General features: G+C 66.5%; 21 protein-coding genes and 2 pseudogenes. 4 read left to right on the forward strand and 19 right to left on the reverse strand.

Annotated elements, in window-relative coordinates; translation table 11 throughout:
- Window positions 1–47: 47 nt before the first annotated feature.
- Entirely contained in the window at window positions 48–1,256 is a 1,209-nt protein-coding gene (locus tag ACTTAG_RS11520; RefSeq protein ID WP_444462463.1) for a helix-turn-helix domain-containing protein, read from the reverse strand.
- Between the two features lie 106 nt (window positions 1,257–1,362).
- Window positions 1,363–2,592, reverse strand: a complete 1,230-nt coding sequence (gene hemA / locus ACTTAG_RS11525; RefSeq protein WP_444462464.1) for a 5-aminolevulinate synthase — start codon at window positions 2,590–2,592, stop codon at window positions 1,363–1,365.
- 239 nt (window positions 2,593–2,831) lie between these two features.
- On the opposite strand from hemA, the gene ACTTAG_RS11530 reads away from it, so the two are divergent.
- The gene (locus ACTTAG_RS11530) at window positions 2,832–4,208 is read left to right on the forward strand and encodes a M20/M25/M40 family metallo-hydrolase (protein WP_444462465.1); all 1,377 of its coding nucleotides are present in this window, start codon (window positions 2,832–2,834) and stop codon (window positions 4,206–4,208) included.
- Window positions 4,209–4,377: 169 nt separating this feature from the next.
- Here ACTTAG_RS11530 and proB read toward each other — a convergent pair whose 3' ends face one another.
- From proB to ACTTAG_RS11585, 11 genes and pseudogenes are all read right to left on the reverse strand, one after another.
- Window positions 4,378–5,484 (reverse strand): glutamate 5-kinase, encoded by a 1,107-nt coding sequence (proB, locus tag ACTTAG_RS11535; protein WP_444465242.1) that lies wholly within the window; start codon window positions 5,482–5,484, stop codon window positions 4,378–4,380.
- Complete coding sequence (obgE, locus tag ACTTAG_RS11540; RefSeq protein ID WP_444462466.1) at window positions 5,481–6,506, reverse strand: GTPase ObgE; 1,026 nt, start codon at window positions 6,504–6,506, stop codon at window positions 5,481–5,483. The genes proB and obgE overlap by 4 nt, the downstream gene beginning before the upstream one ends.
- A gap of 223 nt (window positions 6,507–6,729) precedes the next feature.
- The gene (locus ACTTAG_RS11545; protein WP_444462467.1) at window positions 6,730–7,203 is read right to left on the reverse strand and encodes a GNAT family N-acetyltransferase; all 474 of its coding nucleotides are present in this window, start codon (window positions 7,201–7,203) and stop codon (window positions 6,730–6,732) included.
- Window positions 7,200–7,739, reverse strand: coding sequence for a GNAT family N-acetyltransferase (locus ACTTAG_RS11550; protein ID WP_444462468.1), 540 nt, complete (start codon window positions 7,737–7,739; stop codon window positions 7,200–7,202). Before ACTTAG_RS11550 ends, ACTTAG_RS11545 begins: the two co-directional genes overlap by 4 nt.
- A 213-nt stretch (window positions 7,740–7,952) precedes the next feature.
- Window positions 7,953–8,222: a 50S ribosomal protein L27 gene (gene rpmA, locus ACTTAG_RS11555; protein WP_013068008.1), complete on the reverse strand. Its 270-nt coding sequence runs from the start codon at window positions 8,220–8,222 to the stop codon at window positions 7,953–7,955.
- Window positions 8,223–8,228: 6 nt separating this feature from the next.
- Window positions 8,229–8,675 carry a 50S ribosomal protein L21 gene (gene rplU, locus ACTTAG_RS11560; RefSeq protein ID WP_444462469.1) on the reverse strand — a complete coding sequence of 149 codons (447 nt, stop codon included), beginning with the start codon at window positions 8,673–8,675 and terminating at the stop codon, window positions 8,229–8,231.
- 435 nt (window positions 8,676–9,110) lie between these two features.
- A complete protein-coding gene (gene der / locus ACTTAG_RS11565; RefSeq protein ID WP_444462470.1) occupies window positions 9,111–10,613 on the reverse strand; it encodes a ribosome biogenesis GTPase Der in 1,503 nt (500 codons plus the stop codon).
- A gap of 75 nt (window positions 10,614–10,688) precedes the next feature.
- Window positions 10,689–11,996 carry an outer membrane protein assembly factor BamB family protein gene (locus ACTTAG_RS11570; protein WP_444465243.1) on the reverse strand — a complete coding sequence of 436 codons (1,308 nt, stop codon included), beginning with the start codon at window positions 11,994–11,996 and terminating at the stop codon, window positions 10,689–10,691.
- A gap of 49 nt (window positions 11,997–12,045) precedes the next feature.
- Window positions 12,046–12,690 carry a hypothetical protein gene (locus ACTTAG_RS11575; RefSeq protein WP_444462471.1) on the reverse strand — a complete coding sequence of 215 codons (645 nt, stop codon included), beginning with the start codon at window positions 12,688–12,690 and terminating at the stop codon, window positions 12,046–12,048.
- A 233-nt stretch (window positions 12,691–12,923) separates the two neighbouring features.
- A pseudogene (locus ACTTAG_RS11580) lies at window positions 12,924–14,763 on the reverse strand (ABCB family ABC transporter ATP-binding protein/permease).
- Window positions 14,764–14,884: 121 nt separating this feature from the next.
- On the reverse strand, window positions 14,885–16,102 hold the full coding sequence (locus ACTTAG_RS11585) for a LysM peptidoglycan-binding domain-containing protein (RefSeq protein ID WP_444462472.1): 1,218 nt from the start codon (window positions 16,100–16,102) through the stop codon (window positions 14,885–14,887).
- A 126-nt stretch (window positions 16,103–16,228) separates the two neighbouring features.
- Here ACTTAG_RS11585 and ACTTAG_RS11590 point away from each other — a divergent pair, with 126 nt between their 5' ends.
- Window positions 16,229–16,789: a TIGR00730 family Rossman fold protein gene (locus ACTTAG_RS11590; protein ID WP_444462473.1), complete on the forward strand. Its 561-nt coding sequence runs from the start codon at window positions 16,229–16,231 to the stop codon at window positions 16,787–16,789.
- A 326-nt stretch (window positions 16,790–17,115) separates the two neighbouring features.
- Here ACTTAG_RS11590 and rarD read toward each other — a convergent pair.
- Window positions 17,116–17,838: pseudogene (rarD, locus tag ACTTAG_RS11595) on the reverse strand (EamA family transporter RarD); the annotation flags it as partial.
- A gap of 224 nt (window positions 17,839–18,062) precedes the next feature.
- On the opposite strand from rarD, the gene ACTTAG_RS11600 reads away from it, so the two are divergent.
- Window positions 18,063–19,427, forward strand: a complete 1,365-nt coding sequence (locus ACTTAG_RS11600; RefSeq protein WP_444462474.1) for a tryptophanase — start codon at window positions 18,063–18,065, stop codon at window positions 19,425–19,427.
- Window positions 19,428–19,715: 288 nt separating this feature from the next.
- On the opposite strand, the gene ACTTAG_RS11605 is transcribed toward ACTTAG_RS11600, so the two are convergent.
- Together ACTTAG_RS11605 and ACTTAG_RS11610 are read right to left on the reverse strand one after the other, a co-directional pair.
- Window positions 19,716–20,318 (reverse strand): superoxide dismutase, encoded by a 603-nt coding sequence (locus tag ACTTAG_RS11605; RefSeq protein ID WP_444462475.1) that lies wholly within the window; start codon window positions 20,316–20,318, stop codon window positions 19,716–19,718.
- A 111-nt stretch (window positions 20,319–20,429) separates the two neighbouring features.
- A complete protein-coding gene (locus ACTTAG_RS11610) occupies window positions 20,430–20,606 on the reverse strand; it encodes a hypothetical protein (RefSeq protein WP_444462476.1) in 177 nt (58 codons plus the stop codon).
- On the opposite strand from ACTTAG_RS11610, the gene ACTTAG_RS11615 reads away from it, so the two are divergent.
- A complete protein-coding gene (locus ACTTAG_RS11615; protein WP_444462477.1) occupies window positions 20,605–22,455 on the forward strand; it encodes a calcium-binding protein in 1,851 nt (616 codons plus the stop codon). The genes ACTTAG_RS11610 and ACTTAG_RS11615 overlap by 2 nt on opposite strands.
- Before the next feature lie 50 nt (window positions 22,456–22,505).
- On the opposite strand, the gene ACTTAG_RS11620 is transcribed toward ACTTAG_RS11615, so the two are convergent.
- From ACTTAG_RS11620 to ACTTAG_RS11630, 3 genes are read right to left on the reverse strand one after another with little or no spacing between them, the layout of a single operon-like run.
- On the reverse strand, window positions 22,506–23,060 hold the full coding sequence (locus tag ACTTAG_RS11620) for a sarcosine oxidase subunit gamma (protein ID WP_444462478.1): 555 nt from the start codon (window positions 23,058–23,060) through the stop codon (window positions 22,506–22,508).
- A complete protein-coding gene (locus ACTTAG_RS11625; protein ID WP_444462479.1) occupies window positions 23,053–26,007 on the reverse strand; it encodes a sarcosine oxidase subunit alpha family protein in 2,955 nt (984 codons plus the stop codon). The genes ACTTAG_RS11620 and ACTTAG_RS11625 overlap by 8 nt, the downstream gene beginning before the upstream one ends.
- Window positions 26,004–26,327: a sarcosine oxidase subunit delta gene (locus ACTTAG_RS11630; RefSeq protein WP_444462480.1), complete on the reverse strand. Its 324-nt coding sequence runs from the start codon at window positions 26,325–26,327 to the stop codon at window positions 26,004–26,006. The genes ACTTAG_RS11625 and ACTTAG_RS11630 overlap by 4 nt, the downstream gene beginning before the upstream one ends.
- Window positions 26,328–26,343 lie beyond the last annotated feature (16 nt).

The raw sequence follows: 26,343 nt of genomic DNA on the forward strand, positions 1-26,343 counted from the left end.
AGCCGTCGCCCAAGGGCAACGGCCGCTTTGTCGCGTTCGAAAGACTGTTACTGCTCGGGCGTCTCGGCGCCCGGCACGACCGAGGAGGCATCGGCCACCGCGATCATCTTCGCCAGATCGCCATCGGCGGCCATGTCGGCCACGGCATAGGCCGTGCCCAGGGCTTGCGCTGACAGCTCGACATTCTTCGACACCGCGCCCTTCGAGCCCGCAGGCCCATGCGCAACCCCGTTCACCGCAAAATAGATCGCGCCCGATTCCCCGGTGCGCAGCTTCGGCGGCTCTTCCAGCTTCGGCACGGCGAAACGCTCGCCCGCATCCATCACCTTTTCGAAGATCACCGAGCCGTCGGAGGCGGTGATCCGCACCCAGGAGGGCCGCACCGCCAGAACCTCGACTTCGGGGGCACCTTCGCCCAGCGTCTGCACCACCGGCATCTGACCGGGAAGACCCGGCGCCGGTCCGGCCTCGGCCAGCTGCATCCCCATCGCCTGCGCCTGACCGGGCAGCACGCCCGCCTCGCGCGGGTCGATGGCGGCAATCGGGCCGTCGCGGGCGATCAGCACAGGCGTATCCAGCGCGGCGGGGCGATAAAGCCGGTCAAAGGCCTCCTCGGTCGGGGCACTGGGCACCACATCGGCGGCGGTCGCAGTCTGCACCGGCAGCACCGATTGCAGCGGGTCGATCTCGGCCACGACACCCGGGGCCTGTTCGACCGGGGTCAATTGCACGCGCTGCACTTCCTGCAGCACCGACCAGGCGCCATAGCCGATGCCACCCGCGACCATCACCACGACGGCGAGCGAACCCACGGCACGCGGGTCGATCTTGGTCCAGATCGGCGCCTGTTTCGGGATGAAGGAGGCATTGGGATTGGCGAGCGAACTGGCCAGATCGGCGGTGCGCCGCGGCGCTTTCGGCCCCGAGGCGGCAGCGGCCAGACCATGCGTGGGGGTAAAGCCCGATTCCTTGCAGAAGCGGTCAAAGGCCCAATCGGGGTCCAGCCCCAGATAGCGCGCATAGGACCGCACGAAGCCCGCGATGAAGGACGGGCTTTCGAAGGCGGTCGGATCGCAATTCTCGATGGCGGCGATATAGACCGCCTTGATGCGCAGCTCGCGCTGCACATCAAGCAGCGATTTCGCCAGGGTCGCACGTTCGCCGCGAAGCATGTCGCCAAGCTTCATGTCGAAGTCGTCAAAGCCTTTTTGCGCGGCCTCAACCTGCGTCGAAGGTTTGCCCTTCCACCTGATCATCTGCCTGTCCCGCCCTCGGTGTGGTTTGTCCGATTCGAACCTGTCGGTCCCGAATTCTTGACGAATCCCTAGCATAATCCCGAGGGCGGTGCATCCGCAGAATGGCTCAGGCAGAGGCCTCGGCGCGATTCAGCGCACAGCGCGCCCAGAGCAGATCCATGGCATGAACCAGCCCGTCGATCTGCTTCAGATCATGCACCGGCGAGGGGGTGAAGCGCAGACGCTCCGTCCCGCGCGGCACGGTCGGATAGTTGATCGGCTGCACGTAAACGCCGTAATCCGACAGCAGCATGTCCGACACCGCCTTGGTGTGCACGGGATCGCCGATGACCACCGGAACGATGTGGCTGCCATGGTCGATGATCGGCATGCCGAGCGCCTTCAGCCGCATCTTGAGAACCTTGGCGTGCATCTGTTGCGCATCGCGCAGCTTCTGCCCCTCGGCGGTTTTCAGGAAGGCGATCGAGGCCTGCGCCCCCGCGGCGATCGCAGGCGGCAGCGAGGTCGAGAAGATGAAGCCCGGCGCATAGGAGCGCACGGCATCGACCATCCGCGCCGAAGCCGCGATATAGCCGCCGAAGACGCCATAGGCTTTCGCCAGCGTGCCGTTGAAGATGTCGATCCGGTGCATCAGCCCGTCCCGCTCGGCCACGCCCGCGCCGCGGGGGCCATACATGCCGACGGCATGGACTTCATCGATATAGGTCAGCGCGCCGAATTCCTCGGCGATATCGCAGATCTCGGCGATCGGGCCGAAGTCGCCATCCATCGAATAGATCGATTCGAAGGCGATCAGCTTCGGCGCGGCCGGATCATCGGCACTGATCAGCTCGCGCAGGTGGGCGACGTCATTGTGACGGAAGATCCGCTTCGGCCCGGCATTGCGCTTGATCCCCTCGATCATCGAGGCGTGGTTCAGGCTGTCGGAATAGATGATCAGGCCGGGGAAGAGCACGCGCAGGGTCGAAAGCGTCGCGTCGTTGGCGATATAGGCCGACGAAAAGACCAGCGCCGCTTCTTTCTGGTGCAGATCGGCAATCTCGGCTTCCAGACGGCGGTGATAGGCCGTGGTGCCCGAGATGTTGCGGGTGCCACCCGAACCGGCCCCAACAGCTTCCAGCGCCTCATGCATGGCGGCCAGAACGGCCGGGTGCTGCCCCATGCCCAGATAGTCGTTGCCACACCAGACGGTGATGTCCTGCTTGCCGCCATCGGGGCGGTTCCACTGCGCCTTGGGGAAGGCGCCCTTCTCGCGTTCGATGTCGATGAACGTGCGGTAGCGTCCCTCGTCATGCAGCTTCTGGATCGCTTTTTCGAGCGCGAGATTGTAGTCCATGTCTGTCACCCCTGGCTTTAAGCACTTGGTTGTGGATCGCCGGGTCGGCTCTGCGGCCCTGTCCGGCGCGCACAGGTTTACGCGCATCGCCCAAAAAATGGGAGTTCTAAATTGTCGCATCCCGGTGCATCATTTTCTTGCGCGCCCGATGCGGCCCCGCGCCCTGCCCGCCCCCCGCGTCCCCGGGCTCTGGCCATGCCCGGGAACCGCTGCTAGGCTTGGGCCATGGAGGCCCTTCAATGACACTCGACGCCGTTCTTGCCCGTATCGACGACACTCTGCCCGACGCCTGCGACAGGTTGATTGACCTTTTGCGCATCGCCTCGATCTCGACCGACCCCGCCTTTGAGGGCGATTGCGCCCGCGCCGCCGCCTGGCTTGTGCAGGAGCTGAAATCGCTGGGCTTCACCGCCTCGGCGCGGCCCACGCCGGGCCATCCGATGGTGGTGGCACGCCATGCGGGCCCCGGCCGGCACATCCTGTTCTACGGGCATTACGACGTGCAACCCGTTGACCCGCTTGAGCTTTGGGATCGCGACCCCTTCGATCCGCAACTCGAGGAAACGCCCCGGGGCGTGGTGATCCGCGGCCGCGGCGCCGCCGATGACAAGGGCCAGCTGATGACCTTCCTGGAGGCCTGCCGGGCCTGGAAAGAGGTGCATGGCTCCCTGCCCGGCAATCTGACGATCTTCTTCGAGGGCGAGGAAGAGTCGGGTTCCCCCTCGCTCATACCGTTCATGAAGGACAATGCCGAGGAGCTGGGCGAGGCCTCGCTCGCGCTCATTTGCGACACCGGGCTTTTCGCCGACAAGGTGCCCGCGGTGGTGACGATGCTGCGCGGTCTGGCGAAGATCGAATTCACCCTGAAGGCGGCCGACAAGGACCTGCATTCGGGCAGCTTCGGCGGCGCGGCGATCAACCCGATCCGGGTGCTCACGCGCATCCTCGGAAAGCTGCACGACGATCAGGGCCGCGTCACCGTGCCGGGCTTTTACGACGATGTGGCGGAACTCCCCGAAGCGGTGCGGTCACAGTGGCAATCGCTCGGCTTCGATCACGCGGCCTTCCTCGGCGGGGTCGGTCTGACCACCCCCGCGGGCGAAGTGGACCGCACACCGCTCGAACAGATCTGGTCGCGGCCCACGGCGGAAATCAACGGCATCTGGGGCGGCTATACCGGCGCGGGCTTCAAGACCGTGCTGCCCGCCGAAGCCAGCGCGAAGGTCAGCTTCCGTCTGGTCTCGCACCAGGACCCCGAGAAGATCCTTGCCGCGTTCAAATCCTGGATCGAGGCGCAGCTGCCCCCCGATGTCCGGCTTGACTGGAAGGCGCCAAACGGCTCGCCCGCCTCGGTGATGGCGATCGACGACCCGGCGTTTGACGCCGCCCGCGCCGCGCTGACCGAGGAATGGGGCGTGCCCGCGGCCTTCGTCGGCTGCGGCGGCTCGATCCCGATTGCGGGCTATTTCAAGGACATCCTTGGCATGGATGCGATGCTGATCGGTTTCGGCAAGGACGACGACCAGATCCACAGCCCGAACGAGAAATACGATCTGGAAAGCTTCCACAAGGGCATCCGCAGCTGGGCGCGAATTCTGGACCGCATTGCGGGCTGACCGGGCGGCAGCGGGGGTTTCACACCCCCGCACCCCCGTGGGATATTTGAGGCAAGATAAAAGCAAAGGGCGCTCGGATCGGGCGCCCTTTTCGCGTGCCCTTTCACCTTGGGACAAATATCCCGGGGGTGAGGGCGAAGCCCGAGGGGGCAGCGCCCCCTGCCCCGCCTCAGCCGATCACCATGTCATCGCGATGCACGAGCGCGGCGCGGCCCGGATAGCCCAAAAGCGCCTCGATCTCGCCCGAGCGGTGCCCGGCGATGGTGCGGGCTTCCTCGGCGGTGTAGCGCACCAGACCCTTGCCGAGCGCGGCGCCGTCGGGCCCGGCAATGGTCACCGGCTCGCCGCGGCCAAAACGGCCGGTGACCTTGGTCACCCCGGCGGGCAGAAGCGAGCTGCCCTGCGACAGCGCCCCCACCGCGCCCGCATCCACGATCACCTCGCCGCGCGGTTTCATCGCCGCGATCCAGCGCTTGCGCGCCGCCTGCGGGTCGCCCTCGGGCAGGAACCAGGTGCAATTCGCCCCCTCGGCCAAAGCGGTCAGCGGCCGCAGGGCCGAGCCCTCCATGATCGCCATGGCGCAGCCCCCCGCCACCGCGGTCTTCGCCGCCAGAAGCTTCGTCTTCATGCCGCCTTTCGACAGGCCGGAAATCGGATCGCCCGCCATCGCCTCGATCTCGGGGGTGATGTGCTCGACCAGTTCGAAACGCACCGCGCTCGGGTCTTCCTTCGGGTTCGCGGAATAAAAACCGTCGACGTCAGACAGCAGGATCAGCTGATCGGCGCCCACGGTGACGGCGATCTGCGCCGCCAGCCGGTCGTTGTCGCCAAAGCGGATTTCGTCGGTGGCGACGGTGTCATTCTCGTTCACGATCGGCACGACGCCCATCGAGAGCAGCGTCTCCATCGTCGCGCGGGAATTCAGATAGCGGCGGCGGTCGTCGGTATCTTCCAGCGTCACCAGAACCTGCGCCGTGGTGACCCCATGCGGCGCAAGGATTTCCTCATAGGCGCGGGCCAGACGGATCTGACCCACCGCCGCCGCAGCCTGCGATTGTTCGAGCGGCAAGGGCCCAAGCGGCAGGCCCAGCACCCGCCGCCCCAGCGCGATCGAGCCCGAGGAGACCAGCACCACATCGGCGCCGCGCTTCTTCGCGGCGACCACATCCAGCGCCAGCGCCGTCAGCCAGTCAGTCTTGAGCCCCTCGGCCCCGACGAGCAGCGCCGAGCCGATCTTCACCACCAGCCGCTTTGCGGCCGAAACCTGCGGCGTCACGGCTGCCACGGCGCCACCTCTTCCATGCCCTTGCGGTCGTCCTCGATCTCGGCCCAAAGCGCGCGCAGCACCTCGGCCACGCCCTTTTTCGACACGCCCGACATCACCAGAACCGGCCCTTCGGAGGCCTTCTCCAAAGCGCGCTTGCGGCTTGACAGGGTCTTTGCATCCAGCGCATCGGCCTTGTTCAGCACGGTGATCCGCGGCTTTTCGAACAGCTCCTCGGAATAGGCCTCTAGCTCGCCGATGATGGTGCGATAATCCTTGGTGATCGTGCTCGACGTGCCATCGACCAGATGCAACAGCACCGAGCAACGCTCGACATGGCCCAGGAACTGATCGCCAAGGCCCCGACCTTCCGAGGCGCCCTCGATCAGCCCCGGAATATCGGCCATGACGAATTCCTTGCCGTCGATCCCGACCACGCCCAGGTTCGGCACCAGCGTGGTGAAAGGGTAATCCGCAATCTTCGGCCGCGCATTCGACACGGCGGCGAGGAAGGTCGACTTGCCCGCATTCGGCAGCCCCAGAAGCCCGGCATCCGCAATCAGCTTGAGCCGCAGCCAGAGCGTGCGCTCGACCCCCTCCTGCCCCGGGTTCGCATGGGCGGGGGCGCGGTTCGTGGCCGTCTTGAAACGCTGGTTGCCCCAGCCTCCATTGCCGCCCTTGGCCAGAAGCACGCGTTGCCCCGGCACCGTCAGATCGGCGATCACCGTTTCCTCGTCCTCGTCGATGATCTCGGTGCCGACCGGAACCTTGAGGACGATGTCCGCGCCATCCTTGCCGGTGCACTGGCTGCCCATGCCATGCTGGCCGGACTGGGCGAAGAAATGCTGCTGATAGCGGAAGTCGATGAGCGTGTTGAGCCCCTCGACCGCCTCGGCATAGACCGAGCCGCCCTTGCCGCCATCGCCACCATCGGGGCCGCCGAATTCGACGAATTTCTCGCGCCGGAAGCTGACGCAACCGCCGCCACCGCCGCCCGAGCGGATATAGACTTTCGCAAGGTCGAGAAATTTCATCGCAGTCGCCCCTTTCGCAAGGCGTCTGATTACGCGCGCGCGCGCGCCAATCTGCAAGCGAAGCATGGGGGCTCTGCCCCCAAACCCCCGGGATATTTGGGGCAAGATAAAGGGGCATGCTTTTATCTTGCCCCAAATATCCCGGGTGGGGTTCGGGGAGGGCAGCGCCCTCCCCGCCCGGTTCACCCCGCACAGGCGGCGTCAAAAGCGGCGCGGCTCAATCTCAGTTCCACATGCGGCAGCACCGCATCGAGCGCAAGCGAATGCACACGAGAGAGCGGCCGATCTCGTGAAAGCCGAGGTTCGCGAGCACCCGGGCCGAGCGGGCATTGCCCTCGAAATAGCCCGCATGCACCGGTTCGGCGGCGGGATCGGCGAAATGGGCGACCAGAACCGCCCGGGCGGCCTCGCGGGCAAAGCCCTGCCCCCAGGCCGGACGCGCCAGCCAATAGCCGAACTGGTGATCAAGCCCGATCATGCCAAGGAAAACGCCCTCGCGGCAGATCACCCAGCGCGCCGCGGGCACGGGATCGGCCAGAAAGGCGCGGAACTCCCCGGCCCCGTAGGGCCAGGGCACGGGAGCAAGCCAGCGCACCACCTCTAAGTCCGAGAGCGCCGCAACGCAGGCGGCCTCGTCTTCCGCCGCAAGCGGGCGCAGCGCCAGCCGGTCTGTCAGCAGATGCGCGGGCAGGCTCACCCGAGTTTCTTGACATAGGTCCAGGTCGGCACGCGCGCCCCGCGCGCCAGCGACCAGGCCTCGGCGTCGCCCAGATAGGCGAAGCCATTGTGGGTCAGGACGCGGGCCGAGCCGGGGCTGTCCTGAAACACCTCGGCGATCAGCGTGCGGGCGCGATGCGGATTGGCCGCGATCAGCGCCGCCACCGCCTCCGAAGCGAAGCCGGTGTTCCAGAACCCCGGGCCGACCCAGAAGCCGACCTCGGATTGCGCGCCCTCGTGGCGGGTGAGCGAGACGAGCCCCAGCACCTCGGCCAGACCATGCGCCGAGCCGTCCAGCGCCCAGACATCCTCGCTGCGGGTCTCGGCCATGGCGCGGGCGATGAAATTCTCGGTCGTGCCCGGCGGCAGCGGATGCGGAATCGCGCGGGTGCCTTCGGCCAGGCGCTTGTCGGCGGTATACATGGAAATCAACCCGGCGTCGGAGCGACGCAAGGGGCGCAGGATGAACCGCTCGGCCTCGATCACCGGCTGGTTGGATATGGTCGTCTGAAACATCGCGTTCTCCTCAAACGCTGGCCGTTTTGGCCCTTTAACCTTGAAAATCGACAGCCGTGTGACGGGACTTGGGCATCCCCCCGACTGTTTTCAACTGCGACCCGTTGGCCCACCGCCCTCCCCGCGATGGCCCGACGGTCGCGACACGCGCAACGAAAAGGGGGACCGGCCCTTGGCCGATCCCCCCCAAACTGATCCGGGTTCCGGTTCGGCTTACTCGGCGGCCTCCGCGACCGGGAGAACCGAAACGAAAGTGCGGCCCTTGAGGCCCTTCTTGTAGGTCACCTTGCCTTCGACGACGGCAAAGAGCGTGTGATCCCGGCCCATCATGACGCCTTCGCCCGGCCACCAGGTGGTGCCGCGCTGACGGATGATGATGTTGCCCGGAATGGCCGCCTGGCCACCGTAGAGTTTCACGCCAAGGCGACGACCGGCAGAGTCGCGGCCGTTACGGGAAGAACCGCCAGCTTTCTTGTGTGCCATGGGGGATTACTCCTGAGCTGCAGCGGCTTTTTTCGCACGCTTCGGTTTCGCGGGGGCTTCGGCCGGGGCGGCCGCGCCATGGGCGGCACGACGGGCTTCGGCGGTGCCCACGGCTTCCTTCACGCCCGAGGTTTCGGCGCCCGAGGCGAGAACCTCGGTCACGCGCAGCAGCGTCAGTTGCTGACGGTGGCCACGGGTGCGCTGCGACGAATGCTTCCGGCGGCGCTTGTGGAAGGTGATGACCTTGTCGGCCTTGATGGTGTCGATGACTTCGGCGACCACGGCGGCACCGGCCACGGTGGGGGCGCCAACGGTCACGGCCTCGCCGCCGACCATCAGGATCTCGTTGAACTGGACTTTTTCACCAGCCACGGCGGCAATCAGTTCCACGCGCAGCACGTCGCCCGCCTGAACCTTGTATTGCTTGCCGCCAGTCTTGAGGACCGCAAACATGCGTTCTTCCCTTTTTTCAGCCGCGTCCTGTGGCCCCCGGAGCTTTCGGCCCCTGCAGTGTTGCCGGGTTTCCCCGCCTCGGACAGCGCACCCCATCGGGTGGTGTTGCAAATGATACCCGGGCGGAGAGCAGACTCACCGCCGGGCCTCGCGCTTATGCGGAGGGAAGGCGGGGCTGTCAAGGAATTTCGGGCATTCCCCGCCTTGGCCCGTTGCGAGGGGGGATTTCGCCCCGGCTGAAGCCGAGGCGACCCGCCGGGGGCTCCGCCCCGCCGAGGCAATGCCTCGGCCCCCCGGGATATTTGCCCCAAGGTGAAAGGAACCACGGTCTCCCCCAACCGAACGGCCGAGGCTTTTCCTTGGCCAAATACGCAAAGCGGGGGTGCGGGGGGCGCAGCCCCCCGCGGGTCGCCTCGGGCCTTGCCCGGGGCGAAATCAGCCCTTCGGTTTCGAGGGCAGGCGCCGGTCCTTGCGCGCGGCGTGTTTCTTCGCATCGACGTGCTTCGTCAGCCGCGAGGGGATCGACTTCTTGCGTTCCTTGTAAGGGTTTGTGCTGCCCTGATCGCGGAAGTAAAGCCGAATGGGCGTGCCCGGCATGTCGAAATCGGCGCGCAGCCCGTTCACCAGATAGCGGCTGTAGCTTTCCGGGATCTGGTCGGTATGGGTCGCCTTGATCACGAATCCCGGCGGCCGGGTCTTCGCCTGGGTGATGTAGCGCAGCTTGATCCGGCGCCCGCCCGGCGCGGGCGGCGGATGCGCCTCGGTCATCGCGCCCAGCCAGTTGTTCAGCTTCGCCGTCGAAATCCGCCGGTTCCAGACCTCATAGGCCTTCAGGATCGCATTGTGCAGCCGGTCAAGCCCCTTGCCGGTCTTGGCCGAAACCGTCACCAAAGGCGCACCGCGCAGCTGCGGCAGCAGCCGCTCGAAATTCTCGCGCAGCTCCTTCAGCTTCTCGGTCTTCTCTTCTTCCAGATCCCACTTGTTCGCCGCGACGACCACGGCCCGCCCCTCGGTCTCGGCAAAATCCGCAATCCGCAGATCCTGCACCTCGAAGGGGATGTTCACATCCAGCAGCACCACCACGACCTCGGCAAAACGCACCGCGCGCAGACCATCGGCGACCGAAAGCTTCTCGAGCTTGTCCGAGACCCGCGCCTTCTTGCGCATCCCCGCCGTGTCCCAGATCCGCATCGGCGTGCCCATGAAGGTCTTCGTCACCGAAATCGCATCGCGGGTTATGCCCGCTTCGGGGCCGGTCAGCAGCCGATCCTCGCCCAGGATCTTGTTGATCAGCGTCGATTTCCCGGCATTCGGGCGGCCGATGACCGCCAGTTGCAAGGGCCGCGCCTCGGTCGGCATGCGAATGGGCGCGTCTTCGTCTTCCAGATCCTCGGGCAGATCCACATCCACCTCGGGCATCTGCGCGACGTTCTTCGCGGCAAACCCGTCGGCCAGCGGCTGCAGGATGTCATAAAGATCATCGAGCCCCTGCCCGTGTTCGGCCGAAAGCGCGATCGGCTCGCCCAGACCAAGGCTCCAGGCCTCCAGCGCGCCGGCCGCGCCCGCATTGCCCTCGGCCTTGTTCGCCGCAAGGATCACATGGGCGTTCTTCTTGCGCAGAATCTCGGCGAAGATCTCGTCGGCCGGGGTCACGCCCACCCGCGCGTCGATCAGGAACAGGCAGATGTCCGCTTCCTCGACCGCGCGTTCGGTCAGCCGCCGCATCCGGCCCTGCAGGCTGTCATCCTCGGCCAGTTCAAGCCCGGCCGAGTCGATCACCACGAAGCGCAGATCACCGAGCCGCGCGTCGCCCTCGCGCAGATCGCGGGTCACGCCGGGCGTGTCATCCACCAAGGCCAGCCGCTTGCCGACGAGCCGGTTGAACAGCGTCGATTTGCCCACATTCGGGCGGCCCACGATGGCAAGGGTGAAACTCATGGCATGCTCCTGTGGCGGCCGGAAGCCCGCCGCGAAACCGCCCCCTTACACCGCTTTTCCCGCGACGAAAAGCCCTCACCGGAAGGCGAGCAGCTGCCCCTTGCGCGAAACCACGTAAAGCGTCTGCCCGGCGACGATGGCATCGGTGGCAGCCCCCCCCGGCAGGTCAGCCTGACCGAGAAGCGCCCCCGAGGCCGGATCGAAGCTGCGCAACAGCCCGTCCGAGGAGACGACGAAGAGCCGGTTGCCCGCCAGAACGGGGCCAAGGTTGACGTGGATCTCGCGCTGGCGCTTGATCTTGTCCTTGACGTAATAGGGCAGATCCTGCGCCCAGACCGTCGCGCCCGTCGCCGCATCCAGCCGCACCAGCTGCGCCTGATCGGAAATCAGGAAGACCGCATTGCCCGCCACCTGAACCGGGCTCACGGCGCCCTCGCCCGCGGTCCAGCGGGTCTCCCCCGTGGTCGCGTCGAAGGCGCCAAGCTTGCCCGCCGAAGACCCGGCATAGACCGTGCCGCCCATCACCACCGGATCGCCGGTCAGATCCGAGACGATCGCATAGCCGCGCCCGGGGCGGCCACCCGCCACCTGCGCCTGCCAGGCCGGAACGCCGCTCGCCCGGTCCACCGCCAGCATCTGCCCGGTGGCAAAGGGGAAGATCACCAGCTTGCCCGCAATCGCCGGGGCGGAAACCCCCGACATCCCCGCCACCGCGGGGGTGCCCGCCACCTGCCAGATCACCTTGCCATCCGCCGCGTCGATCGCCCAGGCCGAGCCGTCGCGCGCCAAAGCATAAACGACGCCATCGGCCACTGCGGGGGCCCCGCCGACGCCCGCGTCGAAATCCTGCCGCCAGATCACCTTGCCCGAGGCGGCGTCAACCGCGACCAGCTCGGCAAAGCCGGTGGTGGCAAAGACCCGCCCGCCCTCGACCGCGAGCCCCGCGCCCGAGGCGTCATCGGCTCGATCGCCCGGACGGACGATCTCGGTGGCCCAAAGCGTCGCGCCATTGGTGCCGGTCGCGGTCAGCCGGGCCCGGCTGTCCAGCGTGAAGACACGCCCGCCCGCGACCACCGGGGCGGCGGCGATTCGATAGCGCTGCGACTGCCCCTGCCCGACCGGCGCCGACCAGACCAGCGTCTGGGCATTGCCCAGCGCGGCATTGACCAGATCATGCCGGGCGCTGCCCGCCCGCTGCGGCCAGTCGGCATTGGCCACCGGACGCGGCAGGCTGACCGGGCGGCTCTCGTTCACCGGCGCGGCGGCGACCTCCGCGCCCTCCAGCACCGCGCGCGGATCAAGCCGTTCGCCTTCAAGATGCACTTCCTTCTCGCAGGCGGCCAGCACCATGGCGACGCCCAGAACGGCGATCGACGACCTCAGCTTCACCGCAACCCCCCTGCCTTCATGTCTTTTTCGCGAAACCGGCGCCTCATGGCGCGGCCGGATCGCCACCCAGCGCCACAATCAGCTCTGTCGCGCGCTGTTGCAAGCCCGAGGTGACGCCGTCTTCAGCCAGAATCTCGCGCGCCCGGGCGATGGCCCCGGCCTTGTCGCCCGCCGACACCGCCGCCAGCGCCTGTTGTTCCATCGCCAGCAACCGGAACGGCGCCCCGGGCGCCGCCAGCGCGTCGAGCTCCGCCGCGCGCTCTTCGGCGCCCATCGCCGCACCGGCCACCAGCACCGCCTTGAGCCGCGCCAGCTGGCGCAGACTGTCGGGCAGGGCCGCATCGGCAGCCATCGCGCGCAGATCGGCCAGCGCCGCCTCGGCCCGGCCATCCTCGGCCGCCTGTGCCGCGGTCAGAAGCAGGACCACCCCGACCTGCGGCCCCGTGGCGGGCAAGGTCGCCACCGCCTCGGCGGGGTTCTCGGTCTCGAGCGCCGCCAGAAGACCATCGCCGAAGGCCTCGGCCCGGGCGCGGGCCTGGGTCTTGTCCCATTCGACATAGGCCGAGCCGCCCACCAGGCCAAGGATTGCGACAACCCCGATCCAGCCATATTTGCGAAACGCCGCAAACAGCCGGTCGCGGCGGACTTCCTCGGTGACTTCGTCGATGAAACTGTCGGTCTGATCCACGCGCGGGCTCCTCGTCTTTGGCCTATCTATACGCAAGGTCGCCCCATTGCCAAGGCCGGGCAACCATTGCCGCCGTCACGAAAAAGAAGGGGGGCTCTGCCCCCCGTCCCTGCGGGACTCCCCCCGGGATATTTGTCCCAAGGTGAAAGCAGCGCGGGTTTCGTTTCACCTTGGCCGAAATATCCCGGGGGGTGAATGGCCGAGAGGCCAGAGGGGGGCAGCGCCCCCCTGCCTTATTCCGCCGCCTCGGCCGCCTCTTCGGCCGATTGCGCCGCCCACATCGCCGCATAGCGGCCCGCGCGCGCCAAAAAGCGCCTCGTGCGTGCCTTCCTCGACGATCTCGCCCGCCTCCAGCACCACGATCCGGTCGGCATCCGCAATCGTCGAAAGCCGGTGCGCGATCACGATCACCGTGCGCCCGCGCCCCATCGCATCGAGACTTTCCTGAATGTCGCGCTCGGTTTGCGTGTCGAGCGCCGAGGTCGCCTCGTCCAGAAGCAGGATCGGCGGGTTCTTCAACAGCGTGCGCGCAATGCCCACCCGCTGCTTTTCGCCGCCCGACAGCTTCAGCCCGCGCTCGCCCACCTGGGTGTCGTAGCCCTCGGGCAGGGACATCACGAAATCATGGATCTTCGCCGCCCGCGCCGCCGCCTCGATCTCGGCCTGCGTGGCCTCGGCGCGGCCATAGGCGATGTTGTAGCGGATCGTGTCGTTGAAGAGCACGGTGTCCTGCGGCACCACCCCGATCGCCGCATGCAGGCTTTCCTGCGTCACATCCCGGATATCCTGCCCGTCAATGGTGATCGCGCCGCCCGTCACCTCGTAGAACCGGAAAAGAAGCCGCCCGATGGTGGATTTGCCCGAGCCCGAAGGCCCGACCAGCGCCACCTTTTGCCCGGCGGCCACCGCCAGATCGACCCCCTTCAGGATCGGACGCTCCGGGGAATAGGCGAAATCGACGCCCTTGAAGGCAATCGCGCCCCCAGAAACCGCCAGCGGCTTCGCCCCCGGCTTGTCGGTGATCTCGGCCGGTTGGTGCAGCAGATCGAACATCTCGCCCATGTCCACCAGCGCCTGGCGGATCTCGCGGTAGACCGTGCCAAGGAAGCTCAGCGGCATGGTGATCTGGATCATGTAGGCCTGCACCATGACGAAATCGCCCACCGTCAGCGTGCCCGCCTGCACCTCCATCGCCGCCATCACCATCACGGCGACCAGCCCCGCGGTGATGATCAGCGTCTGCCCGGCGTTCAGCGCGGCCAGGCTTTGGCCGGTCTTCACCGCCGCGCCCTCGTAGCGTTCCATCGAGGCGTCGTAACGCGCCGCCTCGCGCTTCTCGGCGCTGAAATATTTCACCGTCTCGAAGTTCAGAAGGCTGTCGATCGCCTTCTGGTTCGCCGCCGTATCGGCATCGTTCATCTTCTTGCGGATCGCCACGCGCCATTCGGTGACGCGGAAGGTGAAGGTGACATAGGTCCAGATCGTGCCGACGACGACGAGCGCATAGCGCCAGTCAAACAGGAAGGCGAAGATCAGCGTGACCAGCGTCAGTTCCAGGATCAGCGGCCCGACCGAAAAGAGCATGAAGCGGAGCAGGAAATCGACGCCCTTCACGCCGCGCTCGACGATGCGCGACAGCCCCCCGGTCTTGCGGGTGATGTGATAGCGCAGCGACAGCGCATGGATGTGCTGGAAGGTTTCCAGCGCCAGCGCCCGCAGCGCCCGCTGCGCCACGCGCACGAAGACCGCATCGCGCAGCTCGCCAAAGCCCACCGACATCAGCCGGGCGAGCCCGTAAGCCACGGTCAGCGCGATGGCGCCAAAGCCCAGAAGCCAGGTCTCGTCGCGCGCCTCGCCCGCAAGGCCGTCCACCGCCGCCTTGTAAAGAAAGGGCGTCAGCACCGCGATCACCTTGGCCGCGACCAGGAACGCCATCGCCAGCACCACGCGCTGCTTCACCCATCCGTGCCCCTCGGGCCACAGATAGGGCGCCACCGCCCGTATCGTGCTCCAGCCGCGCGCCCGCTCCGAGCGGTCAAGCTTGCCTGCCTGCGTGATCTGAGAGGGCGGCATGGCCCCTCCTTCCGAAGTCTCATGTGTCCGGGAAGCCGGGGCGATGCCCCGACCGTGCGGGCAACCTAGGGGGTCGGGCGCGATTGTCCAGCCCCCGCGCGCATTTGCCCCCCTGCCCGGCTCATTCGGGCAGGGTGAAGACCTGACCCGGATAGATCAGGTCGGGGTCGCGGATCTGGCCGCGGTTCGCTTCGAAGATCTGCACGTAAAGCAGCGGATCGCCATAACGCGCGCTGGCAATCGCCCAAAGCGTGCCGCCGGGGGCGACGGTCACCATGCGGCTGCGGGCGGCGGCGCCCTCCGCCGCGGGCGCGGCCGGGGCCGCAAGGGCCGGTTCAGGCGGCGGGGCGAGGCCTTCGAACCGCTGTTCGGCGCGGGCGAGCACCTTGCCCGCGGCATCCAGCGCATCGACGCGCAGGACATGCGGCCCGGGCGCCGCCGCAGGCAGGCGCATGGCGAAGCGGCCATCGGCCGCGCCCTGCACCAGCCCCACTTCGGCATTGTCGACATAGGCACGCAAGAGCGCCCCTTTCGGCGCGCCGCGGCCGGAGATCGTCACGGTTCCATCGTCCGAAAGCGCCAGCGTGTCGATCACCAGCGTCTCGGAGACCCCCGCCAGCAGCCGCGCCGTGCCATCCGCCCCGGTCAGGAGCGGCGTTTCGGCCAGCGCCTGCGCCGCCTCGACCGCGGCGGCGACGGTGTCGGGCGCGGCGCCCTTGGCGGTGGCGGCCTGCGCCACGGCAAGCGGACTTGGCGCGACGGTCAGGCTCTCCTCGGAAAGCCGCGCCACCCCATCGGCGCCGGTCACCCGCAGCTGCAAGGTGCGCGGTTCGGCCGAGGGCGCGGCCGAGGTGACGGCGGCAAAATCGCCCTGCGCATTCGCGGTGACAGTGTCGATCACCACGCCCTCCAGAAGCAGCTCCACCCTGGCCCCGGGCGCGACATCGCCCGCCAGCGTCAAGGCCCCGGCGGGGGTGACGCGCAAGGTGTCGAAGCGGGCCACCGCGGCGGGCTCCGCTTCGGCATCTGCCGAGGAGACGGGATCGGCCGTTTCGCGGGCAGTTTGGGGGGCCGTTTCGGGGGCCCCTTCGGGGGCCGCGGCCGGGGCGGGCGATGGCTCCTGCGCGGGCGTGGCCGGGGCGGGAGATGGCGCAACCGCGGCGGGCACCGGGTCAACCGCAGCCGGGGGCGCAGGCGTGGCGGCCGGGGATGCCGGGGACGGCACCGGCTCGGGCGCGCCCTGCCCCAGCGACCAGAGCGCCGCAACGGCGGCCACCACCGCCACGGCCACCCCGCCGCCCATCACGACCCCCGCCGCCGTCTTCCTGCCCTCGGCCATGCTGTCTTTCCCTCTGTCCGGCCCTGCGGACCGGGCTTTCGCGCCGCTTGCTTGCGACCATCTGACCCGGTATCCCTGCGGAAAGCAACACCTTGCGCAGCGATTTCCAGCACGAAAGCCCGCCTCATGTCCGCCAAATCCGCCCCCTCGGTCTGTGTCTTCTGCGGCTCGCGTCCCGGCGCCCGCCCCGCCTATGCCGAAGCCGCCCGGGCCACCGGCCGGATGCTGGCCGCCCGCGGCTGGCGGCTGGTCTATGGCGCGGGGGATGTGGGCCTGATGGGCGAGGTGGCGCGGGCGGCGCAAGCGGCGGGCGCGGCGACCTTCGGGGTGATCCCCGAACATCTGTTCCGCCTTGAAGTCGGCAAGCGCGATCTGACCACCTTCGTCGTCACCGAGAACATGCATGAACGCAAGAAGGTGATGTTCATGAATTCGGATGCGGTGGTGGTGCTGCCGGGTGGCGCGGGCAGCCTTGACGAATTCTACGAGGTGCTGACCTGGCGCCAGCTCGGCCTGCATGAAAAGCCGATCCTGCTTTTGAACACCGAAGGCTACTGGGACCCGCTTCTGGCGCTGAACGCCCATGTCGTGGCCGAGGGTTTTGCCGGGCAGAACCTGCTTGACGGCGTGATGACCGTGGCGACGGTGGCGGCGCTGGAAGCGGCGCTCGAAACCGCTTTCGGCTGAGGGCCACAAGCGGCGCAAGGGGGGGGCTCTGCCCCCCGTCCCTGCGGGCTCCCCCGGGATATTTGCACCAAGGTGAAAGCAGACCCCGGTTTCGTTTCACCTTGGCCGAAATATCCCGGGGGGTGAATTTTCCGCAGGAAAAGAGGGGGGCAGCGCCCCCCTGCTACCCCCGCCCCCGCAGCGCCGCGGCGGAGTAAAGCGCGAGCGCCCCCCAGATCAGCGCGAAGGCGATGGCATGGGCGCGGGTGAAGGGTTCGGCAAAAAACCGCGACCGCCACGCCGAATTGCAGCGTCGGGTTGAGATATTGCACAAGGCCCATGGTCGCCATCCGCACCCGTTGCGCGGCATAGGAAAACAGCATCAAGGGCCCGCCCGTCATCACCCCGGAAAAGGCCAGCATCAGCGAAGACCCGACATCGCTGCCGAACCGGCCCGAGCCCGGCGCAAGGCCGAACCAACCGAAATGCGCCGCCGCCAGCAGCAGCAGGGCGAGCGGCGCCAAGAGCACCACCTCGGCCAGGACCGAGACGACCGAGGGCACGGACAGCCCCTTTTTCAGCAAGCCGTAAAGCCCGAAGGTGGTGGCCAGCATCAGCGCGATCCAGGGCGCGGCGCCCAGCGCCCAGGTGAGCCAGCCCACCGCCGCCGCGGCAATCATCACCGCAACCGCCTGCGCGCGCCCCATCCGCTCGCCGTAAAACACCATGCCCAGCGCCACCGCGACCAGCGGGAAGATGTAATAGCCCAGCGACGCCTCTACCGCGCGGCCGTTCTGAACCGACCAGATGAAGCCGAACCAGTTGAGCGAAATCACCACCGCCGCCGCCGCCAGAACCCGCAGGCTGCGCCCGGTGAGTGCCTGCGCCAGCACGGCGCGCTGTCCCTGCACCGCCACCACCGCGCCCAGAAACAGCACCGACCAGAGCGTGCGATGGGCGAGCACCTCCAGCGGCGGCACCTCGGAGAGCGCCTTGTAATAGATCCCCGACAGGCCCCAGACACAGCAGGCGGCCACCATCGCGAAAAAGCCCTTCGTGGTGTCCGTCATGCCCGTCTCCCCTGCGCCAAGGCGGCCACAGAACCCCGCCGCGCCGGTGCCGTCAATCCCGATCCCACCGCCTGACTTGACGGAACCGACGCGGGATGCGAAATTCGGACTTGCAACCTCTTTGGGCGTCGAGCGCGGTCCGGGTCTCCGGGCAACCGCGACGCTGCGGCCCCATCGTGCGACGGTTGCCACGGGTATATGGGGCCATCGACAGGAGCCCCGTGATGAAAACCATCATCGAACCTTTCCGCATCAAATCGGTCGAGCCGATCCGTCTCACCTCGCGCCCCGAGCGCGAACGGCTGGCCCGCGAGGCCGGATACAACCTCTTCGGCCTGCACTCGGATGACGTGCTGATCGACCTTCTGACCGACAGCGGCACCGGCGCGATGTCGTCCTTGCAATGGGCGGCGGTGATGCGCGGCGACGAAAGCTATGCCGGCAGCCCGAGCTTCTTCCGCTTCGAGGCCGCGGTGCAAAACCTGATGCCCTTCAAGCACATCATCCCGACGCATCAGGGCCGCGCGGCGGAAGCGATCCTGTTCTCGATCTTCGGGGGCAAGGGCCGTCGCATTCCGTCCAACACCCATTTCGACACCACCCGCGGCAATATCGAGGCCTCGGGCGCCATTGGCGACGATCTGGTGATTGCGGAAGGCAAGGACCCGCAAAGCCTGCATCCGTTCAAGGGCAACATGGATCTGGCGCGGCTTGAAGCTTACCTTGAGGCGCATCACGCCGAAGTGCCTTTGGTGATGATCACCATCACCAACAATGCGGGCGGCGGCCAGCCCGTCAGCCTTGCCAATATCCGCGCCGTGGCCGATCTGGCGCATCGCTGGGGCAAGCCTTTCGTCATTGATGGCTGCCGCTTTGCCGAAAACGCCTGGTTCATCAAGACCCGCGAGGAGGGTCAGACCGATCGCTCGATCCCCGAGATCGTGCGCGATTGCTTTGCGGTGGCCGATGGCATGACGATGTCGGCGAAGAAGGACGCCTTTGGCAATATCGGCGGCTGGCTGGCGCTGAACGATGACGATCTGGCCGAGGAGGCGCGCGGCCATCTGATCCGGACCGAGGGCTTTCCGACCTATGGCGGGCTTGCGGGCCGCGACCTTGACGCGCTGGCGCAGGGTCTGGTCGAGATCGTGGACGAGGATTACCTGCGCTACCGCATCCGCACGCATCAATATATCGTCGAGCGGCTCGATGCGATGGGGGTTCCGGTGGTGAAACCGGCGGGCGGGCACGCGGTCTTCATCGACGCGCGGGCCTGGCTGTCACATATTCCGCCGCTCGAATATCCGGGGCAGGCGCTGGCGGTGGCTTTGTATGAGCTTGCAGGCGTCCGGTCCTGCGAGATCGGCACGGCGATGTTCGGCCGTCAGCCGGATGGGTCCGAGAAACCGGCGGCGATGGATCTGGTGCGGCTCGCCTTCCCGCGCCGGACCTATACCCAAAGCCATGCCGATTACATCGTCGAGGCTTTCGAGGAGCTGGCGGCGACGAAGGACAGCCTGCGCGGCTACCGCATCGTCAAGGAGCCGAAGCTGATGCGGCATTTCACCTGCCGCTTCGAGAAGCTCTGAGGGGCGACCGCATTGGCCGAGGCCATCGCCGAGGCCACGCGACGCAGATGCCCCGGGGCCGCCGGGGGCCCAAAGGCCCTCGGCCAGCGCCCGCCCCGCCCATGGCGGGCGCTTCTCGCCCGCCGGGGCTGGGCGCCGGCCTCTGATGCGCTTGCGGAAACGGTCCTGGCCGCACCGGGGTCGCAGCGGGCGGGAAAAGGCGATGCCTTTTCTGATCCGCCCGAAACCGCGGGTCGCAAAACAAAACCGGCCCCCGCAGGGGCCGGTTTCTTCATCCGTCAATCAGCCTCACAGACGCGAGGCGACGTTTTCCCAGTTCACCAGCTTGTCGAGGAAGTTCGTGAGGTAAACCGGGCGCTTGTTGCGGAAGTCGATGTAATAGCTGTGCTCCCAGACATCGCAGCCCAGAAGCGCGGTCTGCCCGAAGCACAGCGGATTGACGCCGTTTTCCGTCTTGGTGATCTTCAGAGCGCCGTCGGTGTCCTTCACCAGCCAGGCCCAGCCCGAGCCGAATTGCGCAGCCCCCGCGGCGGCGAAATCCTCCTTGAACTTCGCGACCGAACCGAAGCTTTCCACCAGCGCCTTTTCCAGATCGCCCGGCATCTTCTTGTCTTCGCCCGGTCCCATCATTTCCCAGAACTGCGCATGGTTCCAGTGCTGCGAGGCGTTGTTGAAGATCCCCGATTGCGCCACGGCGCCCGCGCAATAGGTGCCCTTGATGATCTCCTCGACCGATTTGCCTTCCCACTCGGTGCCCGCGATCAGCTTGTTGCCGTTGTCGACATAGGCCTTGTGGTGCAGGTCGTGGTGATATTCGAGCGTCTCCTTCGACATGCCAAGCGCGGCCAGGGCATCATGCGCATAGGGAAGGGCGGGAAGTTCGAAAGCCATTTGAGCGATCCTTTTTTCGGGTTCTGTTGCGACCAATTGAAGCACTGAAGGCGCCAAGGTCAAGGGTTGACGGGCAAATTTCCCGCACAGCCCCCCTGCCCGATCCGCACATCAGGGCTTCTTGGCCGCCTCCTTGCGCGCCTCGGCGGCGGCCTTCATCCGCGCGATCAGATCGTCCTTCGCCGCGCCCTTGCCAAAGGGGTTCTTCGCCGAACCCTTGGCATTGTGCTCGGAATGACGCGGGTTGTTCTTGTCGGGCCGCGCGCCCCCGGATTTCGAATAGTCCATGCTGGATCTCCCGCTTTGCCCCTTCATCGCGCAAAGCCAACCAAGTGACAACGTCCAAAAGCGGCGTCGCGCAGCATCGGCGCGTCCCCTTGTCATCGGTTGCATTTTAACGCTTATTCAAGGCAGTCGCCACGCATTTGACACAACCTTCGGCAGTATCAGCGCTGTTGCGTTTTTAAGGGAGCCTCTCATGGCAGGAAATATTACGGGCTTCGTTTTTCGGGATCGGAACCACAATCTGGTCCGGGATCCGGGCGAAGGCATCGCGGACGTCACGGTTCACGTCGGCACACACAGCACCACAACCAATGCCAGAGGCACCTTTTCGATCCCCAACGTCGCCTTTGCGATGCAGGACTTGATCATTGAATACGGCGACGTCCGTGTCGCAGCTCGGGTGCAGATTTCCGACGGCGATGCGGTGATTTCGCTGATTAACGACAGCCTTCTGCGCAGTTCTGCGACAACCGAGCTGGGCAGCGGCATTCAACGCGCGGAGTTGACCGGCTCGGCCGATGTCAATCTTTTCCCGCAGTCAGGTGGCCCAATCCTCTGGCACCGGCTGACCGGAAACGACGGCGACAATGCGATATGGGGCTACTACGGCAACGATACGTTGTTTGGCGGAGACGGCAATGACAGCCTGTATGGCGGATATGATAACGACCGTCTGTTCGGCGGGGCAGGCGATGACGTGCTTTACGGCGAAGGTGATAACGACACGCTCTCGGGCGGAGCTGGCGACGATCAGATTGATGGAGGCGGCGACGATGACCTGCTGAACGGAGAGGACGGCAACGACCTGCTCGATGGCGGTCTCGGCCTCAACACCTTGCACGGTGGAAACGGGAACGACACTCTCGAGGCCCACGGGGGAGGTGGCCGTCTTTTCGGCGATCACGGAGATGATCTGCTGCATGCGGACGCAGCCTATGTCGTGAACGGCGGCACTGGCCGTGACACTGCGGTGTATGAATTTAGTACCATCGACTACTACATTGATCTCCGACAGACCACCGAACAGTCCACGGGGGCTGGCCGCCAGATTTTGACTGGCATCGAAAACGTGAGCGTCGCTGGCGGCAACGACACGATTATCGGGAACAGCGCCGGAAATCTCCTAGTGGGAGGAAACGACCACAACAATCAGGGCTATTGGGGCGACTCTCTGGATGGGGGCGCAGGCAACGATACCCTCCGCGGTGAAGGGGGCTACGACATGCTCATCGGCGGCTCAGGCAATGATGTTATCGATGGCGGGGCGCACGAAGATAACCTGATCGGCGGGAGGGGCAACGACACGATTGACGGGGGAGCAGACACCGATCTGGCCCAGTTCATCGTCAATCGCGCCGTCTCGGTCAATCTCGCGGCGGGCACGGTGACCTCGGCCGTGCTCGGATCGGACACGATCAGGAATGTCGAGAATATCGAAACCGGATCGGGCGCGGACAGTCTGATCGGCGATGACGGCGGCAACCTGTTCCGCTCGGGCGGCGGCAACGACACGCTGAACGGCGGTGGCGGGAACGACACGCTCGTTGGCGGTGCCGGGCGTGACCTGTTGATCGGCGGTGCGGGAAACGATCAGTTCATCTTCGAGGCAGGTGGCGGCATCGATACGGTTCGGGATTTCACCCACCAAGGTTTCCTTAAGACCAACGACGTCCTTGTTTTCACGGCCGACCTTGCCAGCGGAGCGCAAGATGGCGACGACGTGATCCGGATGTACGCACACGCCACGGAGGACAACAAGTCTACAGAGTTTGTTTTTGACGACGGCACCACCGTGCTTCTGCAAAACATCGCTCTGGATACGCTCGACGCAGGGAGCGTGTTGGTCATCTGATCTTCAATCGAAGCGTGGCGGTCCGTCCCCGGACCGCCACGCCCTCTGTCTTAGAACAGCTCGCCGCCCTGCCGCGAGGAGACCTCGAGCAGCCCCATCACATAACCCGCGACCGAGCGGAAGCAGACAAGGCTCAGCTCCTCGGGGCCCGAGCGCCAGATCGCGGCGGCGACCTGCGCGGCGCGGGTGCGGCGCATCTCGCCGGGTTTGAGCGCGGCGAAATCGACCGGGCAGAGCTTCATCAGCACCTGATCGGCCTTCGCCCCCGCAATGGTGAAGCGCGCCCGCGCGTCCGAGACATTCGTCACCAGCGCATGTTCGGTGTGCAGCGAATGCGCGAGCCCCGCCGCAACGCCGGGCGCATCCTCATAGGAACAGAGCACCAACAGCTCGTCGGGGCTCATCCAGGCGGTGAAGCGGCCCTTCTCGCCCGCGACGATCTCGCGCGGCCCGGGCAGTTTCAGCCCCTGCCCGGCCAGCGCGATCCGCGTCGCCGTCAGCGACAGATCGGCGCGCAGCGTCACCATGCCCGACAGCCCCGCCTCGGTCACGGTGGCGAAACCGACATGGCTTTCGCCGTTCAGTGCAGAAACCGCTTCAGACATCGGCTTTCTCCCCTGCCTTGTCGTAGAACACCGGATCGACGATCCGCGCCTGAATGACCTTGCCCGCATCGGCCGGGAATTCGAGCACCTCGCCCATGCGCGCGGGGCCATGCTTGACCAGCCCCATGGCGATGCCCTTCTTCAGCATCGGCGAATAATAGGTCGAGGTCACGCGGCCCTGCACCTTGCGCTGGCCGTTCTCGTTCACGCCCTCGTCGATGGCATAGACGCCATCGGGCAGAACCGAACCGTCGAGCGTTTCAAGGCCAACGAGCGTCCAGCGGTCCGGGTCGGTCATGTGCTTGCGCTCCTGCGCGCGCTTGCCCAGATAATCCGCCTTCTTCTTGCTGATCGCCCAGCCAAGGCCCAGATCCTGCGGAATGACGGTGCCGTCGGTCTCGTCGCCGATCATGATGAAGCCCTTTTCGGCCCGCATCACATGCAAAGCTTCGGTGCCGTAAGGCATGACGCCGAATTCCGCGCCCGCCGCGTGCAGCGCCTCCCAGAACGCCAGCCCCATGTTCGCGGGGACCGCGATTTCATAGGACAACTCGCCCGAGAACGAGATCCGGAACACCCGCGCCGGGAAGCCGCCCAAAGTGCCTTCCTGATAGGTCATGAAGGGCAGCGCCTCTTTCGAGACATCCATCCCGCCCAGCTTTTCCAGCAATTTCCGCGCCTTCGGGCCGACAACCGCGACCTGTGCATATTGCTCGGTCAGGTTGGCGGTATAGACTTTCCAGTCCCACCATTCGCATTGCAGCCAGTCTTCCATGTGACCATGGATCCGGTCCGCGCCGCCCGAGGTGGTGTGGCACAGCCACGTATCCTCGGACAGACGCACGACGACGCCATCATCGATCAGGAAACCGTTGTCCGAGCACATCAGCCCGTAGCGGCACTTGCCCACCGGCAGCGTGGACATGAGGTTGGTATACATCATGTCAAGGAAGCGGCCCGCATCCGGCCCCTTGACCACGATCTTGCCCAGCGTCGAGGCATCAAGCAGCCCGACATTCGTCCGGGTGTTGACGATCTCGCGGTTGACCGACTCGCGGTGCTTTTCGCCCTTGCGCGGGTAAGTGTAGGGGCGGCGCCAGAGGCCCACCGGCTCCCAATGCGCGCCCTTGGCTTCGTGCCAGTCGTGCATCGGCGTCTTGCGCAGGGGCTGGAAGATCTCGCCCCGCGCCTCGCCCGCGATCGCGCCAAAGGAAATCGGCGTGTAGGGCGGGCGGAAGGTGGTGGTGCCGGTCTGCGGAATTTCCTGCCCCAACGCTTCCGACAGGATCGCCAGACCGTTGATGTTGCTCAGCTTGCCCTGATCGGTGGCCATGCCCAAGGTGGTGTAGCGCTTGGTATGTTCGACCGAGGCGTAACCTTCGCGCGCGGCCAGCTGCACGTCGGACACTTTCACATCGTTCTGATAGTCAAGGAAGGCCTTGAATTTCAACGCTTCCGAGGCCTTGGCGGGCATCACCCAGACCGGCATCAGCGGCGTTTCGGCTTCGACAGTGCCGACCATCCCGGCCTCGGCGCAGATCGCGTCCAGCGTCAGATGGCCGTTCGCGGCGCCGATGGCCACGGCAATCGGCTGGCCCTTGTCCCCGGTCGGCGGCTTCGTGGCATCGGGGCGGAACATCACCGCCGCCGCGTCCCAAAGCACCTTGCCGCCCGCATGGGAATAAAGATGCACGACCGGCGACCAGCCGCCCGACATCGCGACGCAATCGCAGTCGATCACCTCGACCGCGCCGCCCTCGCCCGCGTGGCTGGCGATCTCGACCGCCTTCACGGCTTTCGATCCCTTGACCTTGGCCACGGCCCGGCCCTCCAGCACCTTGACGCCACGCTCGCGCACCGCCGCGACAAGCGCGCCCATCGGCGCCGGGCGGGCGTCGACGACCGCCGCCACGTCAAGCCCCGCATCGAGCGCGCAAAGCGCGGTGCGATAGGCGTCGTCGTTGTTCGTCACGATGACCAAGCGTTTGCCCGGCGCCACGGCCCAGTTCACGATGTAATCGCGCACGGCAGAGGCGAGCATCACGCCCGGAACGTCATTGCCCGCAAAGGCCAGCGGCCGCTCGATCGCGCCGGTCGCGACCTGGGTGATCCCGGCGCGGGTGCGCCACAGACGATGGCGCGGGCGGCCGTCGCCCGGGGTGTGATCGGCGACGCGCTCATACAGGATCGCATAGCCATGGTCATGCAGCCCCGCCACCATCGTGCGGGTCATCAGGCGGACATTTTCCATCGCGCCAAGGGCTTGCAGGGCGTTCTTGATCCAGACCTCGGGGGTCTGGCCGTCGATCAGACCGCCATCGACGGGGGCGCGGCCGCCCCAATGCGCGGTCTGTTCGGCCAGGATCACCCGCTTGCCCTCGCGGCCCGCCTTCAGCGCCGCGGCAAGACCGGCGACGCCACCGCCCGCAACCAGCACGTCGCAATAGGCATAGGCCTGTTCGTAGCGATCCGGGTCGGGCTTTTTCGGCGCCTTGCCCAGACCCGCGGCGCGGCGGATGATCGGCTCGAAAATGCCGTGCCAGGCTTCAAGCGAATGCATGAAGGTCTTGTAGTAAAAGCCCGCGGGCATCAGCTTGTAGGCGAAATCGTTCACCGCGCCGATGTCGAAGCCAAGGCTTGGCCAGTGGTTTTGCGAGGTGGCCCAGGCGCCCTCGAACAGTTCCGTGGTGGTGGCGCGCTGGTCGGGCTCGTGGCGGTTGCCGCGGCCCAGATTGACCAGCACGTTCGGCTCCTCGGCGCCCGAGGCGACAAGGCCGCGCGGGCGGTGGTATTTGAACGAGCGCCCCAGCAGCGTGCGGCCGGAGCCCAAGAGCGCCGAGGCGAGCGTGTCACCGGCAAAGCCCTTGGCCTTGGCGCGGTTGAACTTGAACGAAAGCGGTTTCGAGCGGTCGATCAGACGGCCGCCCGACGACAGACGATGGCTCATTTCCAGCCCTCCCAGCCCGGTCGTTTCTGTTTGATTTTGGCGATCAGCTCGGCGGGCGGTTCGGAGGTCTGCGCCGGATAGGTGCCGAAAACCTCCCAGGTGGCGGTGCAGCGCGCGGCCAAAAACCACTTGCCGCAGCCATAGGCATGGCGCCAGCGCTCGAAATGCACGCCCTTGGGGTTTTTCCGAGCGAACATGTAGGTTTCGAAATCGGCATCCGAGGAGCCCGGGCCGAAGCGCTTCAGATGCGCCTCGCCGCCGGGGGCCAGTTCGGTTTCCTCGACGGTGACGCCGCAGCAGGGGCAGGTCAGTGTCAGCATGTCAGCAGGCCTTTGG

The organism is Rhodobacter capsulatus, from assembly GCF_052363185.1.
In the GTDB taxonomy this organism is placed as follows: domain Bacteria; phylum Pseudomonadota; class Alphaproteobacteria; order Rhodobacterales; family Rhodobacteraceae; genus Rhodobacter; species Rhodobacter capsulatus_E.

Bases quoted from the DNA above. Each gene is read 5' to 3' on its own strand.
- ACTTAG_RS11520 (WP_444462463.1), bottom strand. From the start codon at position 1,256: ATGATCAGGTGGAAGGGCAAACCTTCGACGCAGGTTGAGGCCGCGCAA.
- hemA (WP_444462464.1), bottom strand. From the start codon at position 2,592: ATGGACTACAATCTCGCGCTCGAAAAAGCGATCCAGAAGCTGCATGAC.
- ACTTAG_RS11530 (WP_444462465.1), top strand. From the start codon at position 2,832: ATGACACTCGACGCCGTTCTTGCCCGTATCGACGACACTCTGCCCGAC.
- obgE (WP_444462466.1), bottom strand. From the start codon at position 6,506: ATGAAATTTCTCGACCTTGCGAAAGTCTATATCCGCTCGGGCGGCGGT.
- ACTTAG_RS11550 (WP_444462468.1), bottom strand. From the start codon at position 7,739: ATGTTTCAGACGACCATATCCAACCAGCCGGTGATCGAGGCCGAGCGG.
- rpmA (WP_013068008.1), bottom strand. From the start codon at position 8,222: ATGGCACACAAGAAAGCTGGCGGTTCTTCCCGTAACGGCCGCGACTCT.
- rplU (WP_444462469.1), bottom strand. From the start codon at position 8,675: ATGTTTGCGGTCCTCAAGACTGGCGGCAAGCAATACAAGGTTCAGGCG.
- der (WP_444462470.1), bottom strand. From the start codon at position 10,613: ATGAGTTTCACCCTTGCCATCGTGGGCCGCCCGAATGTGGGCAAATCG.
- ACTTAG_RS11585 (WP_444462472.1), bottom strand. From the start codon at position 16,102: ATGGCCGAGGGCAGGAAGACGGCGGCGGGGGTCGTGATGGGCGGCGGG.
- ACTTAG_RS11590 (WP_444462473.1), top strand. From the start codon at position 16,229: ATGTCCGCCAAATCCGCCCCCTCGGTCTGTGTCTTCTGCGGCTCGCGT.
- ACTTAG_RS11600 (WP_444462474.1), top strand. From the start codon at position 18,063: ATGAAAACCATCATCGAACCTTTCCGCATCAAATCGGTCGAGCCGATC.
- ACTTAG_RS11605 (WP_444462475.1), bottom strand. From the start codon at position 20,318: ATGGCTTTCGAACTTCCCGCCCTTCCCTATGCGCATGATGCCCTGGCC.
- ACTTAG_RS11615 (WP_444462477.1), top strand. From the start codon at position 20,605: ATGCTGGATCTCCCGCTTTGCCCCTTCATCGCGCAAAGCCAACCAAGT.
- ACTTAG_RS11610 (WP_444462476.1), bottom strand. From the start codon at position 20,606: ATGGACTATTCGAAATCCGGGGGCGCGCGGCCCGACAAGAACAACCCG.
- ACTTAG_RS11620 (WP_444462478.1), bottom strand. From the start codon at position 23,060: ATGTCTGAAGCGGTTTCTGCACTGAACGGCGAAAGCCATGTCGGTTTC.
- ACTTAG_RS11625 (WP_444462479.1), bottom strand. From the start codon at position 26,007: ATGAGCCATCGTCTGTCGTCGGGCGGCCGTCTGATCGACCGCTCGAAA.
- ACTTAG_RS11630 (WP_444462480.1), bottom strand. From the start codon at position 26,327: ATGCTGACACTGACCTGCCCCTGCTGCGGCGTCACCGTCGAGGAAACC.